Source organism: Streptomyces sp. NPDC006476, from assembly GCF_040612015.1.
Lineage (GTDB): Bacteria > Actinomycetota > Actinomycetes > Streptomycetales > Streptomycetaceae > Streptomyces > Streptomyces griseorubiginosus_B.
Map to the genome: position 1 here is coordinate 1 of NZ_JBEXPK010000019.1, position 15,871 is coordinate 15,871.

Genomic DNA, 15,871 nt, shown 5'->3' on the forward strand with positions numbered 1-15,871 from the left:
AAGGAACGGACGCTTCCTTCGTACTCACCCTTCCGGGCTTTCCTCCGGGCGCTTCCCTTCGGTCTTGCGTTTCCGACTCTATCAGACCCTTTCGGCGTCTGATTCCCCGTCAGAGGGGGTTGTCTTCCCGGCCGTTGGGCCGTTCCGACGAGTGAGACTTTAGCGGATTCCCGGCCCCCGCGCTAATCGGGGGCTCACGTCCTTTCGAACGCGGATTCCTCATTTCGCAAATACGCATGCCAGTAAAACGACGGCGGCCTGTTCGACGGCAGTCGACTAGTGGTTGGTACCTGCGGAATGGCTGTCCGGGGACCGACCGGAGTCGGCTCTCACGTCGGACAACTCGAAGAACCCTACGGATCTCTCCTGGGTGTGTCAACTCGCTGCCGGTCCGCACCGGAGAGGCGTACGCTGGCTGCCATGACAACGCGTACGTGTACCCAGCAGTGGTGGGCCGCCTGACGGCGGCCGAACTCGCGTATGCACTCAACGGCCGCCGCCTCGGCGGCCGTTCTCGTATCTCCTCCGGACCTCCGAGGGGCGGCCGACCGGGACGGCGGGCCGCGACGGAGAAGGAGTGGAGATGGCACGGGTCTTCAGCGGTATCCAGCCGACCGGACACCTGACCCTGGGGAACTATCTGGGAGCCATGCGGCGGTGGGCCGCGGCGGACCAGCATCAGGCCGACGCGCTGTTCTGTGTCGTCGATCTGCACGCGTTGACCGTGGAGCACGATCCGGCGCGGGTGCGCAGACTGAGTCAGCAGGCGGCGACGCTGCTGCTGGCGTCGGGCCTGGACCCCGAGTTGTGCACCCTCTTCGTGCAGAGCCATGTGGACGAGCACGCGCGGCTGTCGTACCTGCTGGAGTGCGTGGCGACGGACGGCGAGATGCGGCGCATGATCCAGTACAAGGAGAAGGCCGCGAAGGAGTCCGCCCGGGGCAGGAGTGTCCGGCTGTCCCTGCTGACGTATCCGGTGCTGATGGCGGCGGACATCCTGGCGTACGGCACGGACGACGTGCCGGTCGGCGAGGACCAGACGCAGCATGTGGAGCTGGCGCGGGATGTGGCCGTGCGGTTCAACCAGCGCTACGGCCACACGTTCACGGTTCCGCGGGCGACGCTGCCGGCGGTCGGTGCGAGGGTGATGAACCTGCAGGAGCCGACGCGCAAGATGGGGAAGTCCGACGAGTCGGGCCTGGGTGTCGTCTATCTGCTCGACGAGCCGGACGTGGTGCGCAAGAAGGTCATGCGGGCCGTGACCGACAGCGGGCGGGAGGTTGTCTACGACCGGGAGGAGCGGCCCGGGCTGGCGAATCTGCTGGAGATCCTGGCCGCTTGCACAGGTGGGAACCCCGAGGACCTGAGCGGTGTATATGAGTCGTACGGGTCCTTGAAGAGGGACACCGCGGAGGCCGTGGTCGAGGTCTTGAGGCCCGTGCAGGAGAGGCACCGGGCGCTGTGCGCCGATCCTGGCTATGTGGAGGGGGTGTTGCGGGATGGTGCGGAGAAGGCTCGGGCGATGGCCCGGCCCACCGTGGATGCCGCATATCGGGCGATCGGCTTGCTGCCGGCCGTTTCGGATACCGGCGCCGCTGCCGACGTGGTGCTGAACACCGCCGGATAGGCACGCCGGGCGACGCCGGTGTCTCCGTGCGGTCGGTCAGTCCTTCTTGCCGGAGGCCAGTTCGCGGCTGCGGTCGCGGGCGGCTTCGAGGGCGGCGATGAGGGCGGCCCGTACGCCGTGGTTCTCGAGTTCGCGGATGGCGTTGATGGTGGTGCCTGCCGGGGACGTGACGTTCTCGCGGAGCTTGACCGGGTGTTCGCCGCTGTCGCGGAGCATGGTGGCGGCGCCGATCGCGGACTGGACGATCAGGTCGTGGGCCTTGTCGCGGGGCAGGCCGAGCAGGATGCCGGCGTCGGTCATGGCCTCGACCAGGTAGAAGAAGTAGGCCGGGCCGGAGCCGGAGAGGGCGGTGCAGGCGTCCTGCTGGGACTCGGGGACGCGCAGCGTCTTGCCAACGGCGCCGAAGATCTCCTCGGCGTGGGCGAGGTGGTCGGCGGTGGCGTGGGTGCCGGCGGAGATGACGGACATCGCCTCGTCGACGAGGGCGGGGGTGTTCGTCATGACACGGACGACGGGGGTGCCTGCGGCCAGGCGCTCCTCGAAGAAGGAGGTGGGGATGCCCGCGGCGCCGCTGATGACCAGGCGGTCGGCGGGGAGGTGCGGGGCGAGTTCGTCGAGGAGGGCGCCCATGTCCTGCGGCTTGACCGTCAGGATCAGGGTGTCGGCGGTCTTGGCGGCTTCCGGGTTGCTGACGGGGGTGACTCCGTAGCGAGTGCGGAGTTCCTCGGCACGTTCCTGGCGGCGGGCGGTGACCAGGAGGTCGGCGGGGGCCCAGCCGCCGCGGATCATTCCGCTGAGCAGGGCTTCGCCGATCTTGCCGGTGCCGAGGACTGCGACTTTCTGGGTCATGGCGCGGATGCCTCCGGGGGGTTGCGTCGTCCGGGTTCATCCTCGCACCGGGGGTGGGTGTGCGGCTCGGTTGTCCGGTGAGTGGTCACGCGGTGCGGCGGCGCAGGGTGGCCGCTCCGAGGCCGAGCACCAGCAGCGCACAGCCGGCCACGATGAGGACGTCGCGTACGAAGGTGGCGGTCATGTCGGTGTGCTTGAGGACCTCGTTCATGCCGTCGACGGCGTAGGACATGGGCAGGACGTCGGAGATGGCCTCCAGGACGGGGTGCATGTCGGAGCGGGGGGTGAACAGACCGCAGAGGAGGAGTTGGGGGAAGATCACGGCCGGCATGAACTGGACGGCCTGGAACTCGGAGGCCGCGAAGGCGGAGACGAAGAGGCCGAGGGCGGTGCCGAGCAGGGCATCCAGGAGGGCGACCAGGAGCAGGAGCCAGGGGCTGCCGGTGACGTCCAGGCCGAGGGCCCAGAGCGCGAGGGCGGTGGCGAGGACGGACTGGATGATCGCGATGGTGCCGAAGGCGATGGCGTAGCCGGCGATCAGGTCGCCCTTGCCGAGGGGCATGGCGAGGAGACGTTCGAGGGTGCCGGAGGTGCGTTCGCGGAGCGTGGCGATCGACGTCACCAGGAACATGGTGATCAGCGGGAAGATGCCGAGCAGTGAGGCGCCGATGTTGTCGAACGTGTGCGGGCTTCCGTCGAAGACGTAGCGCAGCAGGACCAGCATCACGCAGGGGACGAGGAGCATCAGCGCGATGGTGCGCGGGTCGTGGCGCAGTTGGCGCAGGACGCGGGCGGCCGTGGCGGTGGTGCGGGAGAGGTTCAGGGCGCGGGGTTCGGCGGGGTCGGCCGTCGTGGTCGGTGCGGTCGCGGTGCTCATCGGGTGGTCTCCTTCTCGCGGGCGGCCGCTGTGGCCTGGTCGACCAGGTGCAGGAAGGCTGCTTCGACGGTGTCGGCGCCGGTGCGGCTGCGCAGGGCGTCGGGGCTCTCGTCGGCGAGGATCTCGCCCTCGCGCATCAGCAGCAGGCGGTGGCAGCGCTCGGCTTCGTCCATGACGTGGGAGGAGATGAGGAGGGTGGCGCCGCGGTCGGCGGCGAGGGAGTGGAAGAGGTTCCACAGGTCGCGGCGGAGTACGGGGTCGAGGCCGACGGTCGGCTCGTCCAGGACGAGGAGTTCCGGTGTGCCCAGCAGGGCCACCGCCAGGGAGACGCGGCTGCGCTGGCCGCCGGAGAGGTTGCCGGCGAGGGCGTCGGCGTGGCTGGTGAGGTCGACGTCGGTGAGGACGCGGTCGACGTCCTGGCGGCGGTCGGTCGAGCTGCGGTTCGGGGTGAGGATCGAGGTGAAGTAGTCGAGGTTCTGTCGGACGGTGAGGTCGTCGTAGACGGAGGGGGCTTGGGTGACGTAGCCGATGCGGGTGCGCAGGCTGGGGTGGCCGGCGGGGCGGCCCAGGACCTCGAGGGTGCCGGTGACCTTGGCCTGGGTGCCGACGATCGAGCGGATCAAGGTCGACTTGCCGCAGCCGGAGGGCCCGAGCAGGCCGGTGATCTGGCCGCGCGGGACGGTGAAGCCGAGGCCGCGCAGGACGGTGCGGGAGCCGCGGACGACGGTGAGGCCTTCGGCACGGACGGCGGGATCGCCCGGGGGGTCGCTTCGCACGGACGCGTAATTCATCATGCGATGAATAATCCTCGCGGGCGGCCGGAGGCGTCAAGTGCCGAAGGGTGGTAGGCCTCGCTTGCGCGCTTGACGCGTCGATGGAAGTCCGGCCGCCGCGTAAGGGCTTCAGGGCGTGGCGACGATCAGCAGGACGTCGTAGACCTCCTCGACCGTGCCGTCGGGGAAGATCCGCAGGAGGTGCTCGCGCTCCTCGGCGAGGAAGGCGTTGGTCGTCTCCTTGTCCTGGACGAGGAAGATCGAGTGGCTGCCGATGTTGGCGAGGTGGGTGTCGAGGGGGATCCTGCGTCTCCAGCGCACGACGCGATGCGCGTGGGGCGGGACGTCCTCGACGCCCTTGAAGGCACCCTCCGTACGGATGGCGGCGGCGCCCTGCTTGTCGCCGTGGGGGCGGCGGAAGTGGTGCCGTATGCGCTCGGACTGATCGGTGATCCAGGGGACGTCGGCGGGATCCCGGTTCCACCAGAGGGCGAGCGCCCCGCCGGGCCGCAGGACTCGCCAGGCTTCCGGCACCGAGCGCGCCGGGTCGGTCCAGTGCCAGGCCTGGGCGTACGTGAGGAAGTCGACCGAGTGGTCGGCGAGCGGGAGGGCGTTGCCGTCACCGCGTACGAGGGGGACGTCGGGAAGGGTGCGGCGGAACTCGGCCGCCATTCCGTCGCCGGGTTCCACCGCGAGCACTTCGGCTCCGCGTGCGTGCAGCAGGGCGGTGGCGATACCGGTACCGGCCCCGATGTCCGCGACCCGGGCTCCGGTCAAGGGGCGGCCGGCGAGTTCCTCGACGGCGTCGAAGAGGGACGGGGGGTAGGCGGGGCGGTTCGCCGCGTACTGGGCGGCGGCCGCGTTGAAGGAATGGGCCCTGGTGGCGTCCGGATACAGCGTCATACGGCCATGGTGGCCCGCGATGGTTGGCAGGGGCAGCGAATTTGTGGTGAGCGGGAGGCGTGCGGTGCGCCCCGCTCACGACTACGAACGGCGGCGCTTCTTGGAGGGGTTGCCCGCGCGGCGGACGGTGCGCGTCTCGTGCTGCTTGAGGGCGGCCTCGTACTCGTCGCGGTGGAGTGTCTCGCCGGGGGCCTCGGTGAGGGAGCGGAAGAAGTAGGCGAGGAGGGAGCCGACGAAGCCGATGGCGAGCAGGCCGCGCAGGGAGGCCTGGCGGTCGGGGTCGGGGCGCCGGTTGAAGGAGTCCCAGGTGTGGCGGAAGGCCAGCAGGCTGCAGACGGCGAACATGACGACGACCAGCGCGGTGACGAAGGCGCCGCTGTCGGCGATCTGGAGCCCCTGGTAGGCGAAGTCGAGGACGAGGCAGGCGGCCACGGCGGCGGCGAGGGAGCCGGTGGCTGCGCCGATGCGGCGGAAGGCGTAGCCCTTGTCGTGGTTCACCCAGGTCGTGCCGAAGAAGCGGATCGGTTCTGGGCGGGGACCGGTGGAGCCCGCCGGGGCTGCCGGGGTGCCGTTTTCGTCGCTCACGTGACGATTATGGCTCCGGGGCCTGGGCGGGCTCCCTCCGGGACCGGACGGGTCAGCCGCAGCGGGAGGCGACGTAGCCGTCGCTGCCGGTGTTGACGTAGGCGTCGGAGACGAACTCGCCGTTGTCTATGTTGTCCCAGATGTTCGAGGTGCCGTAGTAGCCGGACACGGTCGTGCCAGGGGTCTGACAGAAGATCGGCACCTTCGCGCCCTCGGGCAGAAGACGGACGATGCCGTACTGGGTGCCGGGGCCGCTGCGGACATTGAGACGGATGCCGGGGGCGACGTCGTAATAGCGCAGCGAGGCCGCGTCGGCGGTGGCCGCCGAGCCCAGCACCATGAGAAAGGCTCCGGCGGCACTGGCGAACAGGACGGATCTGCGTCTTCCGGATGTCATCGGGATCCTCTTCTGGAGAGTCAACCGCAGCGGGAGGCCACGTAGCCGTCGCTGCCGGTAAGGACGTAGGCGTCCGAGACGTACTCGCCGTCGTCGATGTTGTCCCAGATCTTCGAGGTGCCGTACGGACCGGTCACCGTGGTGCCCGGTGACTGGCAGAAGATCGGGACGTGGGAGCCCTCGGGCAGCACCCGCACGATCGTGAAGTTGGTGCCGGGGCCACTGCGGACGTTGAGTCGGACGCCGGGCGCGACCGGATACGTCTGTATGGTCGCGGCGGCCGCCACCTCGACGCCATCGGCTTCTTCGGCATGGTCAACAGACATGCAAACCTCCCCCGTTGAGCCCCATGACTGTCATGGGGCCCCATTGATTCCCCTAAAACACGCCATGAAACACATGTACGCAACTCGCACACGAAAGCCAGCACGCCGCCTCTGTCTCGTCCGAGGCATCGACTAGGCTCCGTGCGTCGCGCGCGCGAACGAACAGCACGGGGGTGGTCCCATGGCGCCTGAGCGCAACACCGGAGCGGGCGCGGAAGCGGAACTTCCCGAATACGCCGGCCACTACCGTCTTGAGTCATGCCTCGGATCGGGTGGCATGGGTGTCGTGCATCTGGCCCGCAGCACCTCCGGGATGAAGCTCGCGGTGAAGGTCGTCCACGCGGATTTCGCCAAGGACCCCGAGTTCAGGGGAAGGTTCCGACAGGAAGTGGCCGCCGCCCGACGGGTGAGCGGTGCCTTCACGGCCCCTGTCGTCGACGCCGATCCCGAGGCCGAACGCCCGTGGATGGCCACGCAGTTCATCCCGGGTCCGACGCTCTCCGAAGAGGTGAAGCGGAACGGCCCCATGCCTCCCGCCCAGCTGCGGCGGCTGATGGCCGGACTGGCCGAGGCACTGCGCGACATTCACCGGGTCGGCGTCGTGCACCGGGATCTGAAACCCAGCAACGTCCTGCTCGCCGAGGACGGGCCCAAGGTCATCGACTTCGGCATCTCTCGGCCAAAGGACAGCGAACTGCGCACCGAGACCGGGAAGTTGATCGGCACGCCGCCCTTCATGGCACCCGAGCAGTTCCGGCGGCCGCGAGAGGTGGGGCCGGCCGCCGACATCTTCGCGCTCGGATCCGTGATGGTGCACGCGGCGACGGGACGCGGGCCGTTCGACTCCGACAGCCCGTACATCGTTGCCTACCAGGTCGTCCACGACGAACCCGACCTGACCGACGTACCGGAGAACCTTGCGCCTCTGGTGCTGCGCTGCCTGGCCAAGGAACCCGAGGACCGGCCCACGCCCGACGAGCTGATGCGTGAACTGCGGTCCGTGGCGGCCTCGTACGACACGCAGGCCTTCATACCGGCGCAGCGGACCATCGACGTCCCGAGGCCCGAACGGCAGGCGGAAAGGAAACCCGAGCCCGGGAGTCGCCGGGGCAGAAAGGCACTCCTGGGGGCCGTCGCGCTCCTCCTGGTGGCCGGAGGCGCACTCGCCTCCATCCCCTGGCTCGGCAAGGGCAGCGAGAAGGCACCTGCTGCCGAATCGACCAGCACGGCGGCGCAGTTCGGCGAGTGGGCGGCGAAGCCCGTGGTCGCCGACGGAGGGATGCCCGACTGTGTCTTCGGCGCCGGGAAGCTGATCTGCGGACAGTCCGGTGTGGTCTTCGCCCTGGCACCCTCCGACGGTGCCCTGCTGTGGCGGCACTCGGTCGCCGCCACACCCAGAAGCGGGCCTCCGGCCCTTTCGGGCGGCCTCGTGCAGCCCCTGACGGACGACACCGGGCGGCTGGAAGCCCTCGACCCGGCCACGGGCAAGGCGCGTTGGCAGCGGAACATGACCGCGAACGACGGACTTCAACTCGCCGGCGGCATGCTTCTGCTCACCGGCTCCGACGGCACGGTCACCGCCGTCGACAGCGCTTCCGGCACGACGCAGTGGCGGCACCGGGTCCCCGGCCAGGGCACGCCCTACTTCGCCTCGTTCGCCGGTGATCGCCTGGCCTATGCGATCAGCACCCCGGGCGCCGGACCGGAAACCCGAGTCACCGCACTCGATCCGACGACCGGGGAGGTGCGCTGGAACGCGCTGTTGAAAGGGACCCTCAAGCCCGTCGGTTCCTCGGCCGGATCGGTCTACTTCCTCGTCGTGGACAACGCCAGCGGCGCCACGAAGGCGCTCGTCCGCTACGACCCCGAGTCGAAGTCGGTGCGCCGGATGGCCCTGCCCGTGCCCCGGTTCGGTGCCCGTGCTTCCGTACACGGGAATGTCGTCTACCTCTTGGCCTCCGGTGGTTCCCTCGAGGCTGTCGACATAGCCGCACGCAAGCGGTTGTGGCACCTCGAGACGTCCGTCAGCCGCGGTTCGGTACCCGCCGTCGACGCCGAGCATGTGTACCTCACGGCTGCCGACGGGCGTCTGCTGGCGGTGGACGCCCACAACGGAGCGCTCCTCGGGCAGACGCGGGCCCGGCTCGGGAAGAACTCGGACGAGGTGATGGCCGCCCTCCCCACCCCCGTCCTGACCCACAACCACGTCTTCGCCACCGCCCCCGACGGCACCGTCTTCGCTGTGGATGCGCGGGAGCCGTCGGGCTGGTGAGGCGGTGGGGGGCGTCGTGGGACGCGGAAGGGGCCGCCCCCGGCAGGGACGGCCCCGACAGCTTCAGTTACGGCAGCGTGCCTCAGCCCAGCTTCGACACGTCCCGCACCGCGCCCTTGTCCGCGCTCGTCGCCATCGCCGCGTAGGCCCGCAGGGCCGCTGAGACCTTGCGTTCGCGGGACTTGGGGGCGTAGACGCCGCCGAGGGCCTGTTCGCGGCGGGTGAGTTCCTCCGGGGAGACGAGGAGCTCGATCGTGCGGTTCGGGATGTCGATGCGGATGCGGTCGCCGTTCTCGACGAGGGCGATCGTGCCGCCGGACGCCGCCTCGGGCGAGGCGTGGCCGATGGACAGGCCCGACGTGCCGCCGGAGAAGCGGCCGTCGGTGATCAGGGCGCAGGTCTTGCCGAGGCCGCGGCCCTTCAGGAAGGACGTCGGGTAGAGCATCTCCTGCATGCCGGGGCCGCCCTTGGGGCCCTCGTAGCGGATGACGACCACGTCGCCGTCCGTGACCTGCTTGTTGAGGATCTTCTCGACGGCCTCTTCCTGCGACTCACAGACGACCGCCGGGCCCTCGAAGGTCCAGATGGACTCGTCGACGCCGGCCGTCTTCACCACGCAGCCGTCGACCGCCAGGTTGCCCTTGAGGACCGCGAGGCCGCCGTCCTTGGAGTACGCGTGCTCGACGGAGCGGATGCATCCCTCCGCCGCGTCCTCGTCCAGGGCCTCCCAGCGCTCGGACTGGGAGAAGGCCTCGGCGGAGCGGACGCAGCCGGGGGCCGCGTGCCACAGTTCGACCGCCTCGGGCGACGGGGAGCCGCCGCGCACGTCCCACGTCTTCAGCCAGTCGGCGAGGGACGGGCTGTGGACGGAGTGGACGTCCTCGTTGAGGAGGCCGCCGCGGTGCAGTTCGCCGAGGAGGGCGGGGATGCCGCCGGCGCGGTGCACGTCCTCCATGTAGTACGTGCGGGTCTTCGCGACGTTCGGGGCGACCTTGGCGAGGCAGGGCACGCGGCGCGAGACCGCGTCGATCTCGTTCAGGCCGAAGGGAACGCCCGCCTCCTGGGCCGCGGCCAGCAGGTGCAGGATCGTGTTGGTCGAGCCGCCCATCGCGATGTCCAGCGCCATCGCGTTCTCGAAGGCCGCGAAGGTGGCGACGGAGCGAGGCAGGACCGTGTCGTCGTCCTGCTCGTAGTAGCGGCGGGTGATGTCCATGACCGTCCGCGCGGCGTTGACGTACAGCTGCTTGCGGGCCGTGTGGGTGGCCAGGACCGAGCCGTTGCCGGGGAGGGAGAGGCCGATGGCCTCCGTCAGGCAGTTCATCGAGTTGGCGGTGAACATGCCGGAACAGGAGCCGCAGGTCGGACAGGCGTTCTCCTCGATACGGAGGATGTCCTCGTCCGAGATCTTGTCGTTGACGGCGTCGGAGATCGCGTCCACGAGGTCGAGCGTGCGGACCGTGCCGTCGACCAGCGTGGCGCGACCGGCCTCCATCGGGCCGCCGGAGACGAACACCGTCGGGATGTTCAGGCGCAGGGCCGCCATCAGCATGCCCGGCGTGATCTTGTCGCAGTTGGAGATGCAGACGAGGGCGTCGGCGCAGTGCGCCTCGACCATGTACTCGACCGAGTCCGCGATCAGGTCGCGGGAGGGCAGGGAGTACAGCATGCCGCCGTGGCCCATCGCGATGCCGTCGTCCACGGCGATCGTGTTGAACTCGCGCGGGATGCCACCCGCCTCGGTGATCGCCTCGCTGACGATGCGGCCGACCGGCGACAGGTGCGTGTGGCCCGGCACGAACTCGGTGAAGGAGTTGGCGATCGCGATGATCGGCTTGCGGCCGATGTCCGCACCGGGTACACCGGAGGCGCGCATAAGGGCGCGGGCGCCCGCCATGTTGCGGCCGTGGGTGACTGTGCGGGACCTCAGCTCGGGCATCGTCGCTCGCTCCTTCAGACAGATAGGGCTGCTAACGAGACTACGCCCGTCATCCAGGGGTCGGGACGCGGTGTCCGGAATGCGGGACGACCGTCTCGGTGGGCGCCGTCCGGGGTCGCACGGTCAGCTCCCGGTCAGATGTCCCTGCACCACCGGCGCCACCCGCGCGATCACCTGCTCCATGTCCGCCGAGGCCAGCGGCTCCAGCTTGATCACGTACCGCATCATCGCGCACCCCACCAGCTGCGCGGCCGCCAGTTCGGCGCGCAGCTCGGCGTCCGGCGCGTCCAGCTGGTCGGCGACGCGGCGCAGCAGCTGGGAGGCGACCAGGCGGCGGAAGACGGCGGCGGCGGTCTCGTTGTTGACGGCGGAGCGCAGGATCGCCAGCAGGGGCGTACGGGTCGTCGGGTTCTCCCAGACGCCGAAGATGAAGCGGGTCAGACGCTCCCCGACGCCGTCGAGCGGCCCGTCGGCCACCGCCTCGGGCGCGTTCAGCGCGGGCGCGAAGGCGACCTCGATGGCCTCCGCGAAGATCTGTTCCTTGGTGCCGAAGTAGTGGTGCACCAGCGCGGAGTCCACGCCGGCCGCCTTCGCGATCCCCCGTACGGACGTCTTGTCGTATCCCCGTTCGGAGAACTCCTCGCGGGCCACGGCCAGGATCCGGTCCCGGGTGTCGGCGGATTCGGTACGGGGGCGTCGTCCCCGGCGCCGGGAGGCGGTGTCGGTCACGGCCGGGGCACCTTCACCGCCGACGCGAGGTGCAGCCGCGTGAAGGCCAGCGCCTCCGCGAGGTCGGCCTCGCGTTCGACGCCTGACATGGCGCGCCGGGTGTTGACCTCGATGACGACATGGCCGTCGAAGCCGGTCAGTGCGAGCCGTTCCAGCAGCTCGGCGCAGGGCTGGGAGCCGCGGCCGGGAACCAGGTGCTCGTCCTTCGCCGACCCCTTGCCGTCGGCCAGGTGGACATGGCCCAGGCGGTCGCCCATGCGGTCGACCATGTGCATGGCGTCGGAGCGGGCCGTGGCGCTGTGACTGAGGTCGATCGTGAAGTGGCGATAGTCCTCCTTCGTCACGTCCCAGTCGGGGGCGTAGGCGAGCATCTCGCGGTCGCGGTAGCGCCAGGGGTACATGTTCTCGACGGCGAATCGCACGTCCGTCTCGTTCGCCATGCGCCAGATCCCGGTGACGAAGTCCCGCGCGTACTGGCGCTGCCAGCGGAACGGCGGGTGCACGACGACGGTGCTCGCGCCGAGCTTCTCGGCCGCCGCCCGGGCGCGCTGCAGCTTGACCCAGGGGTCGGTCGACCACACGCGCTGGGTGATGAGCAGACAGGGGGCGTGGACGGCCAGGATCGGGATGCGGTGGTAGTCGCTGAGTCTGCGCAGCGCCTCGATGTCCTGGCTGACCGGGTCGGTCCACACCATGACCTCGACTCCGTCGTACCCGAGGCGCGCGGCGATCTCGAAGGCCGTCGCCGTGGACTCCGGGTACACCGAGGCCGTGGACAGCGCGACCTTCGCATCCGGGATGCACACGACTGGCTCCGCCATGCGGACAGGGTACGGGGTGCGGGGGGTTGGGGGCCGGGTGCCTATTCGCCGTTGTGGTGTTCGCCACGGGCGGGTGCGGGTGATTTGTGGTTGCTCGCGCCGTTCGGCGCGCCCCTTGGGGGGCGCTACACGGACCCCATGTGATCGAGGCGACGCAGGATGACGCCCTCCCTGAGCGCCCAGGGGCAGATTTCCACGCTCTCCACGCCGAAGAGGTCCATCGCGCCCTCCGCCACCAGCGCGCCGGCGAGAAGCTGTTCCGCGCGCCCCTCCGACACTCCCGGCAACTCCGCCCGCTGAGCCGTGGGCATTGCCGCCAGCCGTGGCACCCACGCCTCCAGGGACTCGCGCTTCAGCTCTCGCTGGACGTACTGGCCCTCGGCCGATCGGGCCGCGCCGGCGATACGGGCCAGTTGCTTGAAGGTCTTGGACGTGGCGACCACGTGGTCGGGGGCGCCGAAGCGGCTGAACTCGCCCACGGTGCGGGCTATCTGGGCGCGGACATGGCGGCGCAGGGAGCGTATGGACTCCGCGTCCGGGGGGTCGCCGGGGAGCCAGCCCGCGGTGAGGCGGCCCGCGCCGAGGGGGAGGGAGACGGCCGCGTCGGGTTCCTCGTCGATGCCGTAGGCGATCTCCAGGGAGCCGCCGCCGATGTCCAGGACGAGCAGCTTGCCCGCGGACCAGCCGAACCAGCGGCGGGCCGCGAGGAACGTGAGCCGGGCCTCCTCCTCGCCGGTGAGGACCTGCAGCTCGACGCCGGTCTCGGCCTGCACGCGCGCGAGGACGTCATCGGCGTTGCCGGCCTCGCGCACCGCGGAGGTCGCGAAGGGCAGGAAGTCCTCGACGCCCTTGTCCTCGGCGGCCTGCAGACAGCCCTGGACGACGTCGATCAGTTTCTCGACACCCGCGGGGCCGATCGCTCCGCTGTCGTCGAGGAGTTGGGCGAGGCGCAGTTCCGCCTTGTGCGAGTGCGCGGGCAGCGGGCATGCGCCGGGGTGCGCATCCACCACCAGCAGATGCACCGTGTTCGATCCCACGTCGAGGACACCGAGTCTCATGTACGGAACGCTACTGCCACCTGGGCGGTCCTCCGTATTCCTTGGGGCTGCGGGGGCCGTACGCTGGTCCTGTGCCAAAGACGAAAAGGGCGAAGGACGACAAGTCCGCCAAGGGCTCTTCACAGGTGAAGCCGGCGAAGAAGTCGAAGCAGCTCCGGGAGGCCGACGAGAAGGGCCTCGACTTCCCGCGCGCGTGGGTGGAGTTCCCTGATCCGGCGGACGACGAGCAGGTCTTCCGGTGCGATCTGACATGGCTGACCTCTCGCTGGAACTGCGTCTTCGGCAGCGGCTGCCAGGGCATCCAGGCCGGCCGCGCGGACGACGGGTGCTGCACGTTGGGTGCCCACTTCTCCGACGAGAACGACGAGAAGCGCGTCGCCGAGCATGTGGCGAGGCTCACCCCGGACATCTGGCAGCACCACGACGAGGGGCTGCGGGGCGGCTGGGTCTCCGAGGACGAGGACGGCGACCGGCAGACCCGCCCCTACCAGGGTTCCTGCATCTTCCAGAACCGCCCCGGGTTCGCGGGCGGCGCGGGCTGCTCGCTGCACATCCTGGCCCTGAGGGAGGGCCGCGAGCCGCTGGAGACCAAGCCGGACGTGTGCTGGCAGCTGCCGATCCGGCGGACCTACGACTGGATCGACCGGCCCGACGACACGCGGGTGCTGCAGGTGTCGATCGGTGAGTACGACCGCCGGGGCTGGGGGCCTGGCGGCCATGACCTGCACTGGTGGTGCACGTCGGCGACCTCGGCGCACGGCGCGGGCGAGCCCGTGTACGTGTCGTACCGGGCGGAGCTGACCGAGCTGATGGGCAAGGCCGGCTACGACCGTCTGGTGGAGCTGTGCGAGCAGCGGCTGGCCTCGCAGCTGCCGTTGCTGGCGCCCCATCCCGCCGATCCCGTCGCCTGAGACCCTCGCCCTACGACACGGTCGGGCTCGGCGTGCCGCTGTCGGGCGGTGGCGTCGAGCCGCCCGGGTCGGACGGGGCGGAGCCGGTGGGTGTCGGAGTCGGGTCGGGGGACGAGGGCGGGTCGCTCGGCGGAGGGTCGGCGGGTGGCGTGCTCGTCGGGGTCGTATCGGGGCCGCCCGGGGGCGGGCCGCTGGGGCTGCCGTGGCCGGAGGGTCCGGGCGCGGTGCCGTACCCGCCGATGGAGACGACGGCGCCGGCCGGTGCGATCGCCACGCGCGCGCTCCAGGGGCCGGACGGCTCGCGCAGATGGTCGACGTACACCTTGATCGTCAACGTCTGGCCCGGCGCGAGGGTTCCCGAGGACCGGCTGAGGTAGAGCCAGGCGGCGCTCGTGCTCGCGGACCAGCGCACCGGCGCGGAACCGGTCGCGGCGAGGGTGACGAGGGTGGTGTCGCCGTCGTTGGCCGCCGACACGTCGAGGTGGCCCGCGTCCTTGCGGCCGGCGCCGGCGACGCTGATGACCTCCACGGACACATCGGGCTTGGCGTCCTTGCGGAAGCGGCTGTCGGGTCTGGTGCTGGCGTTCCCGGCGTTCTCGTAGCCGGAGCCGGCCGCCTCCCCGTCGAGGGTGCCGGGGCCGTGCGCCTCGCTGGCGGTGGCGGAGCGGCCGTCGGCGCCCTCGGCGTCGGGCGCGCCCCGGTAGGCGGCCCACAGGGCGATCACCGGGGCGGCGACGACGGTGGCGACGACGGTCGTGGTGACGGCACGCGCGCGCAGCCGGTCACGGCGGGCGGCGCGGTCCTTGGGGTCCATGGGGAAGCCGCGCCGATCGAAGCGCGGTACGGCGGCGCCACGCGCGCGTGCATGGTGCGCGAGCGCCATGTGCAGCTCCGCGCGCGGGGCCTCCAGGACGGGCAGCTCGGCCGGGGTGACCGTCGCGCCGGGCCAGCGGCCGGGGATCGCCCGCTCGGCGCCGCGACGGCAGCGCGGGCAGTCGTCGACGTGCCGGACGAGTTCCTTGCGCAGGGCGGAACTGAGCACGAGCTGCTGGTCGCCGGTGAGCCGGGCGACGCCGGGGCAGCCGCCGGTCTCCACGACGGCGAGCGCCGCGCGGGTGCGCTCCACCTCGCAGGCCGCGGCCGCCAGCAGCTCGCGGGCGGCCGCGGGATCCACGCCGATGACGGCGGCGACCTCGTGGGCGGCGAGTTGGTGGCGCACCGCGAGCTCCAGCGCCTCGCGCTGCTCCGGGGTGGTGCCGGCGGCCTCCGGCCAGGCGAGCAGGGCGAGTTCACGCCGGCGCTCCTCCTGGACCTCCTCGGCGACCGGCGGTTGCTGCGGCTCGGCGGCCGACCGGCCCGCCGCGTGCGTGCCCTGACGTTTCTGCTTGGCCTCGGCCAGCTTGCGCAGACACGCCCAGCGGGCCAGCGCGTACAGCCACGCCCGGCGGTCGGCGGCCGACTGCGGGCCGCGGCGCTTCTCGGCGAGCGCGAGGACGTCGCCGACGGCCTCGGTCGCGGTGTCGTGGTCGCACAGCACGGACAGGCAGTAGGTGAACAGCCCGTCCAGATACGGCTCGTAGCGCACGGGCGGCCGCTGCGCCAACGTGCGCGCCGCGGCACGGTCACGCACCTCCCGGCGCGCCCGGTGTGCGCCGGTGGTGCGGGTCGAGGTCTCCGGAGTGCTGCTCATCATCCGTGGACCGTAGGGGGCGGAGAGCAGGGCCTTCTGCCCCCTTGAACACATTTACTCCGTACGGGTGAAACGATCCCTCAATCGGGGACAGGAACGGTTCGTTCCGCGGCCGGC

The 15,871-nt window shown here is 70.8% G+C and carries 15 protein-coding genes; 3 read left to right on the plus strand and 12 right to left on the minus strand.

Annotated features, from left to right (window positions below; all coding sequences use genetic code 11):
• The first annotated feature begins 583 nt into the window (after positions 1 to 583).
• Complete coding sequence (gene trpS / locus ABZZ74_RS22125; RefSeq protein WP_356767406.1) at positions 584 to 1,627, plus strand: tryptophan--tRNA ligase; 1,044 nt, start codon at positions 584 to 586, stop codon at positions 1,625 to 1,627.
• 36 nt (positions 1,628 to 1,663) lie between these two features.
• Here trpS and proC read toward each other — a convergent pair whose 3' ends face one another.
• The 7 genes from proC to ABZZ74_RS22160 form a co-directional block, all read right to left on the minus strand.
• Complete coding sequence (gene proC / locus ABZZ74_RS22130; protein ID WP_356767409.1) at positions 1,664 to 2,476, minus strand: pyrroline-5-carboxylate reductase; 813 nt, start codon at positions 2,474 to 2,476, stop codon at positions 1,664 to 1,666.
• An 85-nt stretch (positions 2,477 to 2,561) separates the two neighbouring features.
• Entirely contained in the window at positions 2,562 to 3,353 is a 792-nt protein-coding gene (locus ABZZ74_RS22135) for an ABC transporter permease (protein ID WP_356767411.1), read from the minus strand.
• Positions 3,350 to 4,147 (minus strand): ABC transporter ATP-binding protein, encoded by a 798-nt coding sequence (locus tag ABZZ74_RS22140; protein WP_356767413.1) that lies wholly within the window; start codon positions 4,145 to 4,147, stop codon positions 3,350 to 3,352. Before ABZZ74_RS22140 ends, ABZZ74_RS22135 begins: the two co-directional genes overlap by 4 nt.
• Positions 4,148 to 4,255: 108 nt before the next feature.
• Positions 4,256 to 5,029: a class I SAM-dependent methyltransferase gene (locus ABZZ74_RS22145; protein WP_356767415.1), complete on the minus strand. Its 774-nt coding sequence runs from the start codon at positions 5,027 to 5,029 to the stop codon at positions 4,256 to 4,258.
• A gap of 81 nt (positions 5,030 to 5,110) precedes the next feature.
• Positions 5,111 to 5,614, minus strand: coding sequence for an EamA/RhaT family transporter (locus ABZZ74_RS22150; RefSeq protein WP_356767417.1), 504 nt, complete (start codon positions 5,612 to 5,614; stop codon positions 5,111 to 5,113).
• Between the two features lie 52 nt (positions 5,615 to 5,666).
• Positions 5,667 to 6,011, minus strand: coding sequence for an SH3 domain-containing protein (locus ABZZ74_RS22155; RefSeq protein WP_356767419.1), 345 nt, complete (start codon positions 6,009 to 6,011; stop codon positions 5,667 to 5,669).
• Positions 6,012 to 6,031: 20 nt separating this feature from the next.
• Positions 6,032 to 6,337, minus strand: a complete 306-nt coding sequence (locus ABZZ74_RS22160; RefSeq protein WP_356767421.1) for an SH3 domain-containing protein — start codon at positions 6,335 to 6,337, stop codon at positions 6,032 to 6,034.
• 181 nt (positions 6,338 to 6,518) lie between these two features.
• Between ABZZ74_RS22160 and ABZZ74_RS22165 the strand changes: the two genes are divergently transcribed.
• Positions 6,519 to 8,609, plus strand: a complete 2,091-nt coding sequence (locus tag ABZZ74_RS22165; RefSeq protein ID WP_356767423.1) for a serine/threonine-protein kinase — start codon at positions 6,519 to 6,521, stop codon at positions 8,607 to 8,609.
• Positions 8,610 to 8,691: 82 nt separating this feature from the next.
• On the opposite strand, the gene ilvD is transcribed toward ABZZ74_RS22165, so the two are convergent.
• The 4 genes from ilvD to ABZZ74_RS22185 form a co-directional block, all read right to left on the minus strand.
• Positions 8,692 to 10,545 carry a dihydroxy-acid dehydratase gene (ilvD, locus tag ABZZ74_RS22170; protein WP_356767425.1) on the minus strand — a complete coding sequence of 618 codons (1,854 nt, stop codon included), beginning with the start codon at positions 10,543 to 10,545 and terminating at the stop codon, positions 8,692 to 8,694.
• 123 nt (positions 10,546 to 10,668) lie between these two features.
• A complete protein-coding gene (locus ABZZ74_RS22175) occupies positions 10,669 to 11,274 on the minus strand; it encodes a TetR family transcriptional regulator (protein ID WP_356767427.1) in 606 nt (201 codons plus the stop codon).
• Positions 11,271 to 12,095: a sugar phosphate isomerase/epimerase gene (locus ABZZ74_RS22180; RefSeq protein WP_356767429.1), complete on the minus strand. Its 825-nt coding sequence runs from the start codon at positions 12,093 to 12,095 to the stop codon at positions 11,271 to 11,273. Before ABZZ74_RS22180 ends, ABZZ74_RS22175 begins: the two co-directional genes overlap by 4 nt.
• 125 nt (positions 12,096 to 12,220) lie before the next feature.
• Positions 12,221 to 13,153, minus strand: coding sequence for a Ppx/GppA phosphatase family protein (locus tag ABZZ74_RS22185; RefSeq protein WP_356767431.1), 933 nt, complete (start codon positions 13,151 to 13,153; stop codon positions 12,221 to 12,223).
• 71 nt (positions 13,154 to 13,224) lie between these two features.
• Here ABZZ74_RS22185 and ABZZ74_RS22190 point away from each other — a divergent pair, with 71 nt between their 5' ends.
• Entirely contained in the window at positions 13,225 to 14,064 is an 840-nt protein-coding gene (locus tag ABZZ74_RS22190; protein ID WP_356767433.1) for a hypothetical protein, read from the plus strand.
• A 10-nt stretch (positions 14,065 to 14,074) separates the two neighbouring features.
• On the opposite strand, the gene ABZZ74_RS22195 is transcribed toward ABZZ74_RS22190, so the two are convergent.
• On the minus strand, positions 14,075 to 15,757 hold the full coding sequence (locus tag ABZZ74_RS22195; protein ID WP_356767435.1) for a hypothetical protein: 1,683 nt from the start codon (positions 15,755 to 15,757) through the stop codon (positions 14,075 to 14,077).
• Positions 15,758 to 15,871: the final 114 nt, after the last annotated feature.

Coding starts and splice junctions, on each gene's coding strand:
- trpS (WP_356767406.1), top strand. CDS start 584: ATGGCACGGGTCTTCAGCGGTATCCAGCCGACCGGACACCTGACCCTG.
- proC (WP_356767409.1), bottom strand. CDS start 2,476: ATGACCCAGAAAGTCGCAGTCCTCGGCACCGGCAAGATCGGCGAAGCC.
- ABZZ74_RS22135 (WP_356767411.1), bottom strand. CDS start 3,353: ATGAGCACCGCGACCGCACCGACCACGACGGCCGACCCCGCCGAACCC.
- ABZZ74_RS22140 (WP_356767413.1), bottom strand. CDS start 4,147: ATGATGAATTACGCGTCCGTGCGAAGCGACCCCCCGGGCGATCCCGCC.
- ABZZ74_RS22145 (WP_356767415.1), bottom strand. CDS start 5,029: ATGACGCTGTATCCGGACGCCACCAGGGCCCATTCCTTCAACGCGGCC.
- ABZZ74_RS22155 (WP_356767419.1), bottom strand. CDS start 6,011: ATGACATCCGGAAGACGCAGATCCGTCCTGTTCGCCAGTGCCGCCGGA.
- ABZZ74_RS22160 (WP_356767421.1), bottom strand. CDS start 6,337: ATGTCTGTTGACCATGCCGAAGAAGCCGATGGCGTCGAGGTGGCGGCC.
- ABZZ74_RS22165 (WP_356767423.1), top strand. CDS start 6,519: ATGGCGCCTGAGCGCAACACCGGAGCGGGCGCGGAAGCGGAACTTCCC.
- ilvD (WP_356767425.1), bottom strand. CDS start 10,545: ATGCCCGAGCTGAGGTCCCGCACAGTCACCCACGGCCGCAACATGGCG.
- ABZZ74_RS22180 (WP_356767429.1), bottom strand. CDS start 12,095: ATGGCGGAGCCAGTCGTGTGCATCCCGGATGCGAAGGTCGCGCTGTCC.
- ABZZ74_RS22185 (WP_356767431.1), bottom strand. CDS start 13,153: ATGAGACTCGGTGTCCTCGACGTGGGATCGAACACGGTGCATCTGCTG.
- ABZZ74_RS22195 (WP_356767435.1), bottom strand. CDS start 15,757: ATGATGAGCAGCACTCCGGAGACCTCGACCCGCACCACCGGCGCACAC.